A 15,201-nucleotide genomic window follows, 5' to 3' on the forward strand; every position below is an offset into this window, starting at 1 on the left:
GATCGCCGAAAGAGATTCTGTGCGTCCTTGCTTCTCCTTCTCTTGGTAGGTTCGGTAATCATCCCAGCCAGACGAGCGTAAGTGTGACACACTAGAGGATATTATTCTTCAAAAACTCTATCACCACAAGCGACTCTATGACTCTTGTAATTCAAGCGCCGATCGCCAACGACCTATCCGCTAGAAGCTATAATGCGACCAAACATCGGTTTGATGAAAGCTGGGAAGTGATGCTCTCAAGTCTCCTGGGATGGGGACGCGCAGCAGGCGCAGACTTGATCGAATTCTTCCTAGAGCGGATCAACTATATCAGTTGTATGGGCGAAGAAGATGCAATTACCAGCATTTCCCCGCGCTTGTCTACCGGTGCAGGAGTGCGGGTGTTTCGCGGCAAAGCAGACTGTTATGTGAGTACCAATGATTTATCCTTTACGGGACTCAAAGCCGCTCTAGAAAAAGGGTTGCTGATTCTCGGCTTTAACCTCCCTTCTGCTAACTCCTATATTCCCGAAGTAAATCTCGAACCCCTGCGCGACTATGCCACAACTAAGGGGAAAGAACTATGGTTAGAGAACTGTAGCTCCATGCAAGAGATGGGAGATATTCTATTACAAGCGAGCGATCGCCTCAAGCAAAAAGCCTCCCACATCCAATCTCGTCGCGCTGTCTACTTCCGCGACTGGCAAGAAGTCCTCGTCGCTGCCAGCGATGGCACATTTGCCCGCGATATTCGCCTAACTCAGTCCGTCGGTTGCAGTCTCCTGTGCGCCGATGGCAGCCATCGCACCTCCATCGGACAACGGCTCGGCAGCACCAGCCAGCCTAATTTTTTACGCAACTGGGATAGTGAAAATACAGTGGTAGACTTAGCCGAAGCTGCCGGTAAAATGCTCTATGCCGACTATGTAGAATCGGGAAACTATCCGATTGTCATGGCTAATAAATTTGGCGGCGTAATTTTCCATGAAGCCTGCGGTCACCTGCTAGAAACCACCCAAATCGAGCGCAAAACCACCCCCTTTATCGACAAGAAAGGGGAAAAAATTGCCCATGAAAATCTCACCGCTTGGGATGAAGGACGGTCAGAAGGTGAGTTTGGAACCATTGATATGGATGATGAAGGAATGCCCACCCAGAAGACTCTCTTGATTGAAAATGGCATTCTGAAAAACTTTATCTCAGATCGGGCTGGTTCCATGCGGACAGGACATCCTAGAACCGGTAGCGGTCGCCGCCAGGGATATACCTACGCGGCCGCTTCTCGGATGCGGAATACCTATATTGCTCCGGGGCCTTACTCTTTAGATGACCTATTTTCCTCCATTGATAAAGGCATTTATTGTAAGAAAATGGGCGGCGGTAGCGTCGGGGCAACCGGTGAATTTAACTTTGCCGTGGATGAAGCCTATTTAATTGAAAACGGCAAAGTCACCAAACCCTTAAAAGGAGCAACCTTAATCGGAGAAGCCAAGGAAATTATGCATAAAATTTCCATGAGTTCCCAAGATTTGGGATTAGCGGCGGGCTTCTGTGGTTCTGTCAGTGGTAGCGTTTATGTTACCGTGGGGCAACCCCATATTAAGGTAGATTCTATCACCGTCGGCGGGCGATCGCAGTAAAACCCTTGACTATACGAGCTTTTGATCCCCCCAGCCCCTCTTAGAAAGGGGGATCTAAACCCATCTCATCAGCACAGAAAGTTCTGTACAATTCACCCTCAAAACAAACATTAATCAACTCATTACTCCATGGTTACAACAATCGATTCATTAACCGCCTCCGCCAAAGAAAGGGCCCAAAAACTGGGCATTCAAAAATTTGATATCTTTGGTTCTGCTGTCGAAGAAACCAGCGTCAAAGTTGATAGCGGCGAACCCGATCAGGTGAAAGCCTCCCAGCGTTCCAGTATTACCGTCAGGGTATGGAATCAAGAAAATCGCATGGGCATTACCAGCACCACAGAACTCGATCCAGAGGGGCTGGAATTAGCGCTCAAAACCGCCTATGAAGCCAGTTTTTTCGGCATGAAAGAGCATGTGCCTGACTTTAGCCCGGAAGCAACTGCACCCCTGGAAAGTTACATCGATAAAGTGCCTCAAGCTTCCGTGGATACCCTAATTGAGAAATTAGTAGATGCCGAGAAAACTTTAGTCAACTCCCATGAGGCGATCGCCGGAGTTCCCTATAATGGATTAGCACAACGGGATATTGACCGCTTTTATCTCAACAGTGAAGGAGCGGCTCGTTATGAGGGCGGTTCCTATGCCTCTATTTATCTGTACACCAAAACCGAGCAAGAAGGCAAAAAACCGCGCAGTGCCGGTTCAATCAAATTTAGCCAAGGTTTGGATAAATTGGATATCGAAGGTTGCTTAAAAGAAGCCACAGAAAAAACCATCAGCCATCTGAATTATCAGAAAGTCAAATCTGGTAAATATTTGGTTGTCTTTTCACCCGTGGCATTTTTAAGTTTATTTGATGCCTTCTCCAATCTCTTTAATGCCCAGAATATTTTGGATCATCAAAGTTTATCCACCCCCGAATCTTTAGGCACACTCATTGCCTCCCCCCTGCTCTCCGTTTGTGATGATGCCCTGCATCCCGACAATATTTCCAAAACCACCTTTGATGGAGAAGGAACCCCCACGCGCCGAGTACCCATTATCACCGAAGGCGTATTAACCCACTTCTTGCACAGTGCAGGAACCGCCAAACGGCTCAATGCTCAACCTACAGGCCATGCTAATATTGGCGCAAAAGTCACGGTGAGTCCCCATTATTATCATGTATTTCCCGGACAAAAGAGCGATGCTTCCTTTAGCCTAGACTCAGCCGAAAACGTCATTTTTATCGACGATCTCAGCGCTCTCCATGCCGGAGTTCAATCCTTACAAGGGTCATTTTCCCTACCCTTTGATGGTTGGTTAGTCAACAAAGGTGAGAAAATTTCCGTCGATTCTGCTACCGTAGCCGGAGATATTTTAGACTTGCTAAAATCTATCGTCTATGTGGAACCCGAAGCGGAAATTACCCCTGATGGCGTTTGTCCCCGCATCTGGATTGAAGGCTTATCCATCACCGGAGAATAGGATAATATCAAATCTAGTTAATGGGTATGACTAGCGGGCAAGATGCCCGCACTCCTTGAATCTCTTGGTGTTACTGGAGTGGGAGCGTCTCGCTCCCTAGATTTTTATAGCCCCCATTCCCCCAATACAGCGCGAAGCACTGTAACTAATTGGGCACATGAGTACCCATAATTTTCCCTTCCGGATCGTATAACTCTAACGCAATACCCGCCGTTTGACTAATATCTTCCAGGGCATTTTGAACGCTCTGCACATGCTCATCCACAGAACTAAATGCCGTTAAATCTCCACGTCCCCTAGCTTGCATCAGAGTTTGGCGAACGGTTTTGACATAATCAGAAGTTAGAGTAACTTTCAATAAATTTTGAGTGACTGTATATTCACAGATTTTCGGCATACCAGCACAAGTTTGATTGAGATCATTTCGGGCTTGTTCTAAACGATTGGCTTGCTGGAGTTTTTCCTCGGCTGATTGTAATGAGCCTTGATAGGCACTGACTAGGGGAGAAGCTTTACTATAATAAAAACTATCGGTGGGAACTTGCTGTAAATAATTTAAAGCTTGGCTCCAATGGCCGACAGCCAAGGCTAACTCATCATTTTGTTCAAATTCTTTAGCTTTATCCGCTAAGGTTAACGCTTGATTATAGGTTTCACTGGCAATTTCTTCTTTTAAAAGTCGTTCTCTGCTGGCTTGAAACTGGGTTTCATAGACATCTAAAAGTTGATCGGCTTCGAGCTTGGCTTGAGTTCCTTGGGGAATATTTTTTAAGCCATTAATTGCTGTATTCCAACTGCCATAAGCCTCTTGCCAATTCTCCAAAGATTGGGCAATTCCTTGGCGAGTTTTCGCTAGATCGGCAGCTTGTTTTGCCTGTCCTAAATTCTGCTGGGCTTGCTGTTCAATTTGAATGCGATTTTGAATATTTTCTAAATTTTGTTCATACTCTTTAAGTTTAATGTCTACTAAGGGATAAATGGTTTCTGCGGTAGAAACTCGTTCTAAGTTTTGTACGGCTTCTTGCCAAAGTCGCTCCACTTCTTGCCAAGTGGTTAAAGGATGGGGCGGGTTCAGACTCAGTTGGGCCGCTTCAGTAGCTTGGGAAAATGCAGTAACGATCCGATTCAGGTTAGTGGCGTGCAATTCATTAACTAAGATAAAGTCTTGGGAGGCTTGAAAATAGGGCGACCAAAAGGGAATACTTCTGGCTCTAGCCAGGGCTTCTTGTAGTTGTTGTTGCGCTTGTAGGAGTCTTTGGGGGTTATCCGTCGTTTCTGAGGTTTGGATGGCGACTTGGCGCAGACGTTGGGCGGTTTCTAGGGGAATACAGTTGGCGATCGCACAGGGACGGGTCATCATATACATAGCTCCTGCGGCGATCGCCAGTCCCAAAAGTCCCCCTATTCCCCAACCCCAGGTAAATAAACGAGAGGGTTTTTGAGCAGGGGGAAGGGACGGGGAGGGGGAAGGAGTCGCTTTTAACTGGGGTTGCTCCTGAATCTTAAAAGACTGGGAGAAATAGGGGCGTTTTTGTCCCGCTACCCGTACATAGATCCGCCCCTGACGACCGATCGAGGGGCGATAATCTGCGATATCCTGTTGCAGTTGGGCAAAGATCTGTTGAGTATCGGGTTGAATTTTAGGAGGATGTTGGGCTAAGACCATTAAGCTGCCCTTTTGGAGCAAACACTGAACCCGAAAAGCTGGCCCATGGGGAAGTTTGCGATTGAGGTTTTTTTGGAGATGCTTAGTGAGAACTTGGAGTGGGGTACACTCCTGCTTAGTGGCCATAGTCAGCAGGAACCGTTAAAGAAGAGGTAGATAAAAGAGCGATCGCTATTCTAACCGTTTTAAGCGAATAGCTCATCAACCGCTATGCTAAACCCAGAGAGCATTTTCTGGGTTTTGGCTTCTTGTCCTGAACCAAACATTAATCCCCCTTCCCTGGTGATGACCATTATCCAGTGGCTTTCAGGATAGACTAACCAGACTTCTTCGCTACCAGATTCTAAATATTCTGTGGCTTTTAAGAGGATCAAATCTGCTGTATCTGTGGGTGAGATGATTTCTGCACAGAGGGGAAAACTTTGGGGAAGAGTGGGAAGATTGCCATATTGGGCGACTAATTCGGGAGTCAGATAGGCTACATCTGGCGATCGCCCCTGTTTATGGGTACGACAAGGAACTTCAGTATAGACTTTACCCCCTTGGCCCGTAGACTCTTTATAAAGTTCCCAATATCTGCCGAGTCGTAACTGTAATTCACCATGTCTTAAGGTCATTCCTGCTTTCTCCACTAAGTCACCATCAACCCACTCCATACTGTCTGGGGGATGCTGGGTAAAGTCCTCTAGGGAAAAGGGCGCTTCCGAAATTAACTGTGCAACCATAACTACTCTTGAGGATCTGCGAGTGTGCCATACCCTCTATTCTAATCTTTAACTTCTCAAGGACATCGATGATGGCACAATATGAGGATAAACAATCAGTGGTCTATAACTGAGGTCTTATGACGATTCTTCCTCAACTGCAACCTGCTTTAGCCCAAGGACGGGCCCTGAAAGTAATTAGCGGGTTAATGAATTTTGATGCCGATCGCACTGCTATGGTCGTAAAAGCTGCCGATCGCGGGGGCGCAACTTTCGTCGATATTGCTGCCGATCCCGATTTAGTTCGCCTTTGCCGCAGTTTAACGGCTCTACCCCTATGTGTTTCTGCCGTGGAGCCGCAGAAATTTGTGGCAGCAGTGGCTGCGGGAGCCGATTTGATTGAAATTGGGAATTTTGATGCCTTCTATGCCCAAGGACGGCGATTTGAGGCGGATGAGGTATTGGCGCTGACGCAACAGGTGCGATCGCTGCTTCCGGATATCATGCTCTCGGTAACCGTTCCCCACATTTTACCCTTAGATGAGCAAGTCCACTTAGCCCAGGCTCTAGTTGTCGAAGGTGCAGATGTCATTCAAACCGAAGGGGGAACCAGCAGTCAACCCACCCATTCGGGCACATTGGGCTTAATTGAAAAAGCCGCTCCCACCTTAGCTGCTGCCTACGAAATTTCCCGTGGGGTAGAAGTTCCCGTATTATGTGCCTCTGGCTTATCCAATGTTACCGCACCCCTGGCGATCGCCTCTGGCGCTCAAGGCATTGGCGTAGGTTCAGCCATTAACCGCTTAGATAACGAGGTAGCCATGGTAGCTGTAGTCCGTTCTCTAGTAGAAGCGCTCAACTCGGCGATCGTTGTCCGATCCTAATTAAACCCGAATCAAGCATGAACCAACAAGGGGCCCCAAGCCCCTTATGCCCCTAACATCTGCAACTGATACAAACTCGCATATAATCCCTTTTGAGCCAATAAAGATTCATGGGTTCCCGTTTCAAACAATTCACCCTGCTTTAAAACAAAAATTCGGTCTACATTGCGAATCGTCGATAGACGGTGAGCAATAATAATAGCAGTCCGATCGATTAAAAGCTGATCGAGAGCTTCTTGCACTAACGCTTCCGTCCCCACATCCAAACTAGAAGTCGCCTCATCCAGAACCAGAATATTGGGATTCCGAATCGCCACTCGCGCAAAAGCCAACAACTGTTTTTGTCCGCTCGATAAATTCGTTCCTCTCTCCCGTAATTGAGTATCATACCCTTGGGGCAACTCTTCAATAAAGCGGTTAATATTCGTCAGTTTTGCCGCCTCCTCAATTTGCTCTAATGGATAAGATTCACCCAAAGAAATATTACTTTTCACATCTCCAGAAAACAAAAAACCATCCTGTAAAATCACCCCAATATGACGGCGCAACTCTTGCTGAGGTAAATAACGAATATCAACCCCATCTACTAAAATTCGGCCATAGGTAGGTTCATAAAGGCGACACAATAGGCGAATCACCGAACTTTTACCCGCTCCCGTCGGCCCCACGAGGGCAATTTTTTCACCGGGGTGAATCGTAAAATCGAGATTTTTAATCACAAACTCATCATTTTTATAAGCAAACCAAACCTCCTCAAACCGAATTTCACCGATTTTGTTTTCCGATATTTCTGTATGTAGATTTTGCCGTTTTTCAGCTTCAGGATCTCGAATATCAATCGGTTTACTCATCAGTTCATTAATCCGTTCAATCGCCGTAAATCCCGATTGAAACATAGTAAACTTTTCCGCAAATCGGCGCAGAGGATCGAAAAAACGGGGAGCAAAGAGAATAAATTCAGAAAGAGTCCCAAAGGTAAGTTTATCTTGTAAAATCAGCATTCCCCCTAAACCAAGAACTCCGGCAATGGCGACGAGGGCAATCCATTCTAAAGTCGCAGAAACTCCAGAATCATAGAAGATCGTTTTATCAATGGCTTCAATAAACCGTTGATTATTTTTGCGAAACAGTTCTTGATTAAAGCGCTCGCGCCGGAAGAGTTGAACAACATCAATACCGATAATATTTTCTTGAAATTGGGCATTAAGCTTAGATAATTCTTCCCTAGCGATATAGTTGGCAGATCGATATTGCTGTTGAAAGTAAATAATCAGTAAAGTGACAGGAATGAGGAGGGCAATCAACAGGAGTGCCAGTTGCCATTGCTGGCGAAACATCACCACACCAATGACCACAATAGAGACAATATCATTGATAATACCGATCGCCCCCGTGGAAAAGACCTCTCCAAGGGCTTCCACATCATTGGTTAACCGGGTAATGAGGCTGCCTACGGGGGTGCGATCGAAAAATTTAACGGCTAAAGCCGTAACATGGTCAAATAAATCATTACGAATATCTGCCGTTAACTGTTGCCCCACCTTTTGAATCATAAAGCCTTGCACGCCAGCAAACAGCAGGCGAAAGACAATTGTAAAGAGGAGTAACCCCCCTAACAGATTAATACTAGCCGACACCGATAAGGAATCTAAAATATCCCAAGTCGGTTCACTTTTGAGTTTAGAAACGGCTTGCCCAATAATCAAAGGTTGAACTGCACCAGCCAAGGATAGGGGCAATAAAAGTGTTAAAGATACCGCCAACAACTTGCCATGGCGACGGGCATAGGGAACCAGTCGCATTAACAGTTGCCAGTCATTTTGTTTACCGCGAGGATTCTCGACAGAGGAGGGGGAGGAAGTCATCGGTTATCTCAATTAAAAATTAAAAATTAAAGGTTAAAAATGGATAATGAATTTCATTTCATCTTATCAGTTTTCGCTGGAGGAAGTCTCTCTCCCGTGGGAGAGAGGTTTAGAGAGAGGACAAGAAATTAGCTGAGGAAGGGACGGGCTAAAACAAAAGCTGAAATGGATTTCGCATCCACTTGTTCCCCCTCTACAATAGCTTGTTCTAATTCTTCAGGAGTCATTAATACAGTTTCCATGTCCTCATCTTCATCTTGCTGAGGAGGATTGGGCAAGGGTTCAAGATCTTCGGCTAAAAAAGCATAAATAATTTCATCGGAATAGCCAGGAGCGAGGAAAAATTGCCCCAGTTTGCGCCATTTGTGGCTCCGATATCCCGTTTCTTCTTCAATTTCCCGTTTAATGGTTTCAGCAGGGTCTTCATGGGTTTCTACGGTTCCAGCAGGAAATTCCAGTAAGCGTCCCTGTGCCGCAAAGCGGTATTGACGCACAAGGACTAATTTTCCTTCTGGGGTGACGGGGACAGCGAGAGCGCCTCCGGGGTGATGGATGCATTCCCAGTCGCCAACGACTCCATTGGGAAGGCGCAGGGTAGACCCCTCGAAGCTGAATTTACGTCCTTGATAGAAGAAGCGTTGTTTAAGTTTTTCTGCGGGTTCGGGTTGAAAGACCATGGTGGGGAATAGGGTTAGAGTCTGTTTCAAACTTTGCCATAGTCTGGGGGTAAGGGCAAGTTCTATCAATTAAAAATTAAAAATTTTCATGTCGGCGACAGCCGAAAAAATTAAAAATGGGTAGGGGTGGGTTTTACCCATTTTGCTTTGTTTATAAGTTTCCGGTGGAACAATGCTTGCTGACAGTATTCAGAATCTATGTACAGTATAAAGATGTCAGCCTGATGGGAGAGTGGGAACATCATGATCCAGTTTAAAACAATGGAAATTCAACCTGCAAAATGGGTGAGCGCGGCGATGATGTCGCTGACGATGGTGGGGTTGTCGGCCCTTCCGGGATGGTCTCAGGCTGAACGCCTGCTCAAAATTGGGATTGAGCAACGATTTGGAGATCAAGCTGGGGAAACCTTAACTTTAAATGCATTGCCCGGCGATCGCCTGACGCTGCGCTATACTACCACAGAGGGAGAAGCCACCCTAGAAACCAATAGCGTTAAACTCCAGATCGAGATGAAACCCCTACCCCAACCCATGGTTGAGGAACGGGTCGTCTTAAGCACTCATCGCAGCTTTGAGAGTGCCGAACATGATGCCCAACAATGGCAAGAACGGGGGTTAGAGGTAGAAATTGCCAATCCCGAACGCTGGCAAGTTTGGGCCAAGCGCGAGGTCTACAATACCCCCCTACTGCGCCGCCTGTTGCTCGATAGCTTAAAATCTGAAGGCAATACCATCGCCCATATCGAGACCCAAGTATTACGCACCTATCCCCAAGCCTATTGGGTGGTGAATGGGTATCGATATAACCGGCGTTCCGTAGATGTTCGCAGTGGTAATGACCGGATTCAAGTCGTGCATCCCGAAGGAATCACCCGACTCTATGGCGGTTCCTTACGAATGCAACCCAACGCCTATGGCAATTACACCTTAGTCAATTTTGTCCCCTTAGAGACCTATTTGCGGGGCGTGGTTCCCCATGAAATTGGCCCCGAAGCCCCCCCCGCAGCCGTAGAAGCCCAAGCGATTCTAGCGCGAACCTATACCCTCAGAAACCTACGCCGGTTTGCCATTGATAATTATGAACTCTGTGCCACCACAGATTGTCAGGTCTATTGGGGATTAGGGGATGCTTCCCCTAGAGCTGACCAGGCGATTTCGGTGACGCGCTCTTTAGTCGCTACCTACGAGAATGAATTAGTCGATGCCCTCTATTCTTCCACCACTGGCGGTGTTACTGCCCCCTTTGAAGATGTCTGGGATGGTCAATCGCGGCCCTATTTGCGAGCAGTGGTTGATTCTACCGGCTCCATTTGGGATTTATCCCAAAAAAGTTTAGGAAATGAAGCGAATTTACGGCAATTTCTCAATCTCAAACAGGGATTTAATGAAACAGGGTGGGATCGTTTCCGGTGGACTTATAGTACCTCCTTAACCGAAATGGCCGCTTTCTTGAATAAATATTTGAGCAACCGAAACCATCCCATGGCCGGAATTCAAACCATTGAGAGCGTAAAAGTCACAGAACGAGCGCCATCGGGTCGGGTATTAACCATGGAAGTACAAACCGATAAGGGGCCCTTAGAAATTAGTAAAGATCAAATTCGCAACGCCTTTTATCCTCCCATTAGTACCCTATTTTATCTTGACCCAATGATGGATGAGAACCAAGTGCTAAAAGGATATACTTTTGTCGGGGGAGGCTTCGGCCATGGGGTAGGCTTGAGTCAGACGGGGGCCTATCGCTTGGCCGAGTTAGGCTGGAATGGGGAGCAAATTGTGCAATTTTATTTCCCCGGAACCCGGATTCAACCCTTGAATGAGGCGATCGTTTTTTGGCGCGATCCTATGGTAACTGACTAACGCTATTGAATCCGATCTATATTTTTTTCCCAGTTGCGTCCATCAAAGGGAGTAATCTGGAAATGCCCAAGATCTACATCTTCTAAACAGCGTAGATTGACATCAATATCATTGGGATGAGATCGAGGGCGGTAAAAGGAATGAATGCCACAAGTAGGGCAAAACCAATGTTGGGCTAAACCGGTATTAAAGGTATAGGTTGAAAGCTCGTCTTTACCTTGCAGGAGGGTAAAGTCTTCTGGGGGGATAATGAGATGGAGAAAGCCCTTTTTAGCACAAATGGAGCAATTACAGGCGATCGCCTCCCATTTTCTTACCACTACCTGAAACTTCACCGCTCCACAGTGACAGCCCCCATTATAGGTTATGGGTAATTCTGGCTTTTTGGTCATCATTTAATTCCCCTTTATCCTTTCTTTAGATTTTCTGGGTAGCTTCCCCTTGACTCCATAGGGTTAAATAGAGCAACCTTACTTCAGGAACATTCCATGAACCCCTCTCTAAACCCGCTAGGGACTCCACCCAATGCTTGGCAAGTGAATGCCAATACTGCTGATATTACCCGTCCTCCAGTTCCCCCCCAACCCATTACCCTCACCACCGAAACCAAAACCTTGCGGTTAGATTTGGCCAAATCTGCCCTATTGGTGATTGATATGCAAAATGACTTTTGTCACCCGCAAGGTTGGTTAGCTCATATTGGAGTCGATATTTCACCAGCGCGATCGCCTATCGATCCATTAAACCAGCTTTTGCCCAGCTTACGCGCCGAGAAAGTCCCCATTATTTGGCTCAACTGGGGCAACCGTCCCGACTTACTCAATATCAGTGCTGGCTTAAGGCATGTGTATAATCCTACCGGAGAAGGCATTGGCTTAGGCGATCGCCTCCCCGAAAAAGACGCTCCTGTACTCACCGCAGGCAGTTGGGCTGCCGCCATTATAGACGAACTCGCACCCCAACCCGAAGATATTCAGGTGGATAAATACCGTATGAGTGGCTTTTGGGATACTCCCCTCGACAGTATTCTCCGCAACCTAGGCAAAACCACCCTCTTTTTTACCGGAGTCAACGCCGATCAATGCGTTCTCTGTACTTTACAAGATGCCAACTTTCTCGGCTACGACTGTATTTTAGTTCAAGACTGCACCGCCACCACCTCACCCCCCTATTGTTGGGAGGCTACCCTTTATAATGTGAAACAATGTTTTGGCTTTGTCTGTGACAGTACAGCCCTAATCCATGGGATCAAAAACCGTTAGTTTTAAACCCTATTCTTACCGCATAAAAATTATGAATAAATATCATTGCATGATTCCGGTGGTTAAATCCCCCACCGAATACCAAACCTATCGCATCAGTCCTCAAGACAGCAATCGGCTGGCGATCGTTTTTGACCCCACCATGTCCGATTTTTCCTTAACCTATTGTATTGAAATTTTCGATCCAGGAGGTAAAACACCCCCCAACCGCCATCAATTAGCCGTAGAAATGTTTTTTATCTTAAAAGGAGAAGGACTAGCCTATTGTGATGGCAAAGTGGTTAGCATTCAAGCAGGCGATAGTTTAATGGTTCCGCCCACCGGAACCCATATCATTGAAAATACAGGAAAAGGGCGCATGTACGCCCTCTGTATTATGGTTCCTAATGAAAATTTTGCCGAACTGATTCGCAGTGGCACTCCTGTAGAATTAGATGCAGAAGATTTTGAAGTTTTACGCCGTTCCGATCGCGCCAAAGCACTATTTCAATAGTTGTTAGTTGTTAATTGTTAATTGTTAATTGTTAATTGTTATAGCGCTTCAACTTCTTTCAGATTCTGGGCACGCAGTTTATCAAAATGAGGATTCAGGGTTGCCGCAGTACGCCCAGTTAATGTCCATAAAATCGATCGGCTCACATCCCTGGCGATGCTCAGGAAGGATTCTGCCTCATCTGAAGAAGGCACTTCTATCGGAGTAAAAGCAATCCCTTGACTGCCTAAAATAATCCTGGCGATCGCCTTCGATCTGGCCATATGAAAATCGGAAGTAATCAGATAAACATGGTGAATATTTTCCTTCTTCAAATCATCAACTAAAGTTGAAAAATTAGTCACCGTATCCACTGCCTGATAATCCAAATGAACCCGTTCTTCAGGAATGCCAGCCTCTTGGAAAGCTTGGCTCGCTTGTTTGCGCCCCACACCCGAAGAAACCCAAATTTCTAGGGGATACTCTTGCTGGGCAGCAAATTGAGCCGTAAACGGTTCGCGCTCGTGATTTCCCCCCAACATTAAAATAGCTTCCGGTTGGGGAGATTCTCGCAGTGCTAACGTGGTTTGAATTTTGATCCAAGCACCTAATCCTGTCACATAAACACCCAATAAAAGTAAGACAACACTAACAGATTTTTTGAGATTTGCTTTGGTGAAAATGGGGGGTATGGGCCTCAATTTGCCAAACTCCTTACCTGATGTCCACTCCTGATAGAGATAATTTCGGGCAGGAAATGTTCCCCAGTAGGATACAGCGCGAAGGGCTGGGGGAATGAGTTCGTGGGGGAATGGGTTCGTGAACAGCACCGATGGTGTTTTCAGTTACAGTCTAGGGGGCCAGACTCATCAACAATGGAAGATTCAATCTTATAACACCGATGAATTCAGCTTGTGACGGTGATACCCTACCTCTATATGAAACCTCGAATTATCGTTTGTGGTCTTGGACGTACTGGATATACTATTTATTCCCTGCTCAGACAACAGGGAGCTGTGGTGATTGGCATCTCTACCGAACCGCTTCCTGGTGAAAATACCAATGTCGTGGTGGGTGACTTGCGTTCAGCTTCTACCCTCCTAAAAGCGGGAATCATAGAAGCTCATACCTTGGTAATTGCCAGTAATGATGATGCCGAGAATTTAGCAATTTTGGTGCAAGCGAGGATCTTAAATCCCCATATTCGGGTGATTAATCGCCTATTTAATACCAATTTAGGCGATCGCCTCGATCGCACTCTACCCCAACACACGACTATGAGCGTGTCTTCCCTGGCTGCACCAGTATTCATGTTTGCCGCATTTGGCAATCATGCCATTGGCCAACTGAAACTCTACAATCAAACTTGGCCCATCTATGAAGAATGTATTGATGCCAATCATCCTTGGCGAGGTACGAGCCTAACCGCTCTGTGGGAAAATCCCCATCGAATGCTGATTTACTATCTCCCCCACCATGGTAAAACCGATTTAATCTCTGGGGTCATGCAAGAGCGGGAATTACAAATCGGCGATCGCCTCATTTTAGCCACAGAACCGAGTCCCAAAACTGCTTCAACCTCCATCCTGGCTAAAATCCGCAAGTTCATTACCTATCTACGCCAATTTCAACAACATTTCCAATCCTCGGTTCTGGTAACCTTGCTCCTGTGCCTAACCATTCTCATTGCCACCTTTACCTATACCACCATCAACTGGGAAATTCCCTTAGTTGATGCCCTCTATTTTTCCGTCGGCATGATTACCGGTGCAGGAGGACAAGAAGACGTAGCCGAACAAGCTCCTCCTGCCATTAAATTATTTACAGCCTTTATGATGCTCATGGGGGCAGGCATAGTCGGTATTAGCTACGCCCTCCTCAATGACTGGGTTTTGGGCACTCGCTTCCGCAAACTCCTAGAAACCGCCCCCATTCCCCAACAGAACCACTATATTGTTTGTGGTTTAGGCGGTATCGGTATGGAAATCGTGCGTCAACTTCATGCCAAAGGCTATGAAGTGGTAGTGATTGAACCCGATGCCAACTGTCGGTTTCTCAGTGCTGCCTATGCCCTAAAAGTCCCTGTTATTATTAGTGATGCCTGTTTAGCCACCACCTTAGAAAGTGCCCATATTCAAAAGGCAGAGAGCCTATTTGCCGTAACCAGCGATGATACAATTAACCTGGAAATTGCCCTCAGCAGTAAGGGATTAGTGCCCAAATTACCGGTGATTGTCCGCAACCAAGACCCCCATTTTGCCAAATTATTCCAACAAGTCTTCGATCTTGACTCCGTTCTCAGTCCCATTGATTTAGCCGCTCCTTCCTTTGCTGCTGCTGCCCTAGGAGGAAGAATTTTGGGCAATGGCATGACCGGTGAAAGCTTATGGGTAGCCCTGGCTGCTTTAATTACACCCAGTCATCCCTTTTGCGGGCAACGGGTGAAAGAGGCAGCCATGCAAGCCGATTTTGTGCCTCTGTATTTGGAAACAAACTATCATCAGGTGATGCATAGCTGGGATTTATTAGAGGCGATGTTAACTCCTGGAGATGTCTTGTATTTGACGATGCCAGCTACCCAGCTCGATCAGTTATGGCGAGCTAAACCCTCTTCTACAGCAGTTAGGGGTAATCAAGGGCAGGCTGATGGGGATATGGGGAATGGCTATTCTTTCCGGAGGGAGGGCGATCGCTATAAGCTAGAACAAGAATAATTGAGGAA

The 15,201-nt window shown here is 46.5% G+C and carries 13 protein-coding genes; 7 read left to right on the top strand and 6 right to left on the bottom strand.

Features of this window, described 5'->3' with window-relative positions:
- Positions 1-137: 137 nt before the first annotated feature.
- Both AC3FZD_RS21560 and AC3FZD_RS21565 read left to right on the top strand, forming a co-directional pair.
- A complete protein-coding gene (locus tag AC3FZD_RS21560; protein ID WP_488737997.1) occupies positions 138-1,619 on the top strand; it encodes a TldD/PmbA family protein in 1,482 nt (493 codons plus the stop codon).
- 129 nt (positions 1,620-1,748) lie between these two features.
- Positions 1,749-3,089, top strand: a complete 1,341-nt coding sequence (locus tag AC3FZD_RS21565) for a TldD/PmbA family protein (RefSeq protein ID WP_488737998.1) — start codon at positions 1,749-1,751, stop codon at positions 3,087-3,089.
- Between the two features lie 145 nt (positions 3,090-3,234).
- Here AC3FZD_RS21565 and AC3FZD_RS21570 read toward each other — a convergent pair whose 3' ends face one another.
- Positions 3,235-4,881, bottom strand: a complete 1,647-nt coding sequence (locus AC3FZD_RS21570; protein WP_488737999.1) for a hypothetical protein — start codon at positions 4,879-4,881, stop codon at positions 3,235-3,237.
- A gap of 59 nt (positions 4,882-4,940) precedes the next feature.
- Positions 4,941-5,480: a Uma2 family endonuclease gene (locus AC3FZD_RS21575; protein WP_488738000.1), complete on the bottom strand. Its 540-nt coding sequence runs from the start codon at positions 5,478-5,480 to the stop codon at positions 4,941-4,943.
- A 119-nt stretch (positions 5,481-5,599) separates the two neighbouring features.
- On the opposite strand from AC3FZD_RS21575, the gene AC3FZD_RS21580 reads away from it, so the two are divergent.
- Entirely contained in the window at positions 5,600-6,343 is a 744-nt protein-coding gene (locus tag AC3FZD_RS21580) for a DUF561 domain-containing protein (protein WP_488738001.1), read from the top strand.
- A 44-nt stretch (positions 6,344-6,387) separates the two neighbouring features.
- On the opposite strand, the gene AC3FZD_RS21585 is transcribed toward AC3FZD_RS21580, so the two are convergent.
- Entirely contained in the window at positions 6,388-8,208 is a 1,821-nt protein-coding gene (locus AC3FZD_RS21585; protein ID WP_488738002.1) for an ABC transporter ATP-binding protein, read from the bottom strand.
- 128 nt (positions 8,209-8,336) lie between these two features.
- On the bottom strand, positions 8,337-8,885 hold the full coding sequence (locus AC3FZD_RS21590) for an NUDIX hydrolase (RefSeq protein ID WP_488738003.1): 549 nt from the start codon (positions 8,883-8,885) through the stop codon (positions 8,337-8,339).
- A 261-nt stretch (positions 8,886-9,146) separates the two neighbouring features.
- Between AC3FZD_RS21590 and AC3FZD_RS21595 the strand changes: the two genes are divergently transcribed.
- Positions 9,147-10,745 carry a SpoIID/LytB domain-containing protein gene (locus tag AC3FZD_RS21595; protein WP_488738004.1) on the top strand — a complete coding sequence of 533 codons (1,599 nt, stop codon included), beginning with the start codon at positions 9,147-9,149 and terminating at the stop codon, positions 10,743-10,745.
- Between the two features lie 2 nt (positions 10,746-10,747).
- Here AC3FZD_RS21595 and AC3FZD_RS21600 read toward each other — a convergent pair whose 3' ends face one another.
- Positions 10,748-11,137, bottom strand: coding sequence for a GFA family protein (locus AC3FZD_RS21600; protein ID WP_488740405.1), 390 nt, complete (start codon positions 11,135-11,137; stop codon positions 10,748-10,750).
- A 96-nt stretch (positions 11,138-11,233) separates the two neighbouring features.
- Here AC3FZD_RS21600 and AC3FZD_RS21605 point away from each other — a divergent pair, with 96 nt between their 5' ends.
- Positions 11,234-12,007: a cysteine hydrolase family protein gene (locus AC3FZD_RS21605; protein WP_488738005.1), complete on the top strand. Its 774-nt coding sequence runs from the start codon at positions 11,234-11,236 to the stop codon at positions 12,005-12,007.
- A 31-nt stretch (positions 12,008-12,038) separates the two neighbouring features.
- Positions 12,039-12,500 carry a cupin domain-containing protein gene (locus AC3FZD_RS21610; protein WP_488738006.1) on the top strand — a complete coding sequence of 154 codons (462 nt, stop codon included), beginning with the start codon at positions 12,039-12,041 and terminating at the stop codon, positions 12,498-12,500.
- A gap of 38 nt (positions 12,501-12,538) precedes the next feature.
- Here AC3FZD_RS21610 and AC3FZD_RS21615 read toward each other — a convergent pair whose 3' ends face one another.
- Positions 12,539-13,309 carry a YdcF family protein gene (locus tag AC3FZD_RS21615; RefSeq protein WP_488738007.1) on the bottom strand — a complete coding sequence of 257 codons (771 nt, stop codon included), beginning with the start codon at positions 13,307-13,309 and terminating at the stop codon, positions 12,539-12,541.
- Positions 13,310-13,417: 108 nt separating this feature from the next.
- Here AC3FZD_RS21615 and AC3FZD_RS21620 point away from each other — a divergent pair, with 108 nt between their 5' ends.
- Positions 13,418-15,193 carry a potassium channel family protein gene (locus AC3FZD_RS21620; protein ID WP_488738008.1) on the top strand — a complete coding sequence of 592 codons (1,776 nt, stop codon included), beginning with the start codon at positions 13,418-13,420 and terminating at the stop codon, positions 15,191-15,193.
- Positions 15,194-15,201: the final 8 nt, after the last annotated feature.

The sequence above is a fragment of the Roseofilum sp. KMC-1 genome (assembly GCF_057802075.1).

Bases quoted from the DNA above. Each gene is read 5' to 3' on its own strand.
- AC3FZD_RS21560 (WP_488737997.1), top strand. From the start codon at position 138: ATGACTCTTGTAATTCAAGCGCCGATCGCCAACGACCTATCCGCTAGA.
- AC3FZD_RS21565 (WP_488737998.1), top strand. From the start codon at position 1,749: ATGGTTACAACAATCGATTCATTAACCGCCTCCGCCAAAGAAAGGGCC.
- AC3FZD_RS21570 (WP_488737999.1), bottom strand. From the start codon at position 4,881: ATGGCCACTAAGCAGGAGTGTACCCCACTCCAAGTTCTCACTAAGCAT.
- AC3FZD_RS21575 (WP_488738000.1), bottom strand. From the start codon at position 5,480: ATGGTTGCACAGTTAATTTCGGAAGCGCCCTTTTCCCTAGAGGACTTT.
- AC3FZD_RS21580 (WP_488738001.1), top strand. From the start codon at position 5,600: ATGACGATTCTTCCTCAACTGCAACCTGCTTTAGCCCAAGGACGGGCC.
- AC3FZD_RS21585 (WP_488738002.1), bottom strand. From the start codon at position 8,208: ATGACTTCCTCCCCCTCCTCTGTCGAGAATCCTCGCGGTAAACAAAAT.
- AC3FZD_RS21590 (WP_488738003.1), bottom strand. From the start codon at position 8,885: ATGGTCTTTCAACCCGAACCCGCAGAAAAACTTAAACAACGCTTCTTC.
- AC3FZD_RS21595 (WP_488738004.1), top strand. From the start codon at position 9,147: ATGGAAATTCAACCTGCAAAATGGGTGAGCGCGGCGATGATGTCGCTG.
- AC3FZD_RS21600 (WP_488740405.1), bottom strand. From the start codon at position 11,137: ATGACCAAAAAGCCAGAATTACCCATAACCTATAATGGGGGCTGTCAC.
- AC3FZD_RS21605 (WP_488738005.1), top strand. From the start codon at position 11,234: ATGAACCCCTCTCTAAACCCGCTAGGGACTCCACCCAATGCTTGGCAA.
- AC3FZD_RS21610 (WP_488738006.1), top strand. From the start codon at position 12,039: ATGAATAAATATCATTGCATGATTCCGGTGGTTAAATCCCCCACCGAA.
- AC3FZD_RS21620 (WP_488738008.1), top strand. From the start codon at position 13,418: ATGAAACCTCGAATTATCGTTTGTGGTCTTGGACGTACTGGATATACT.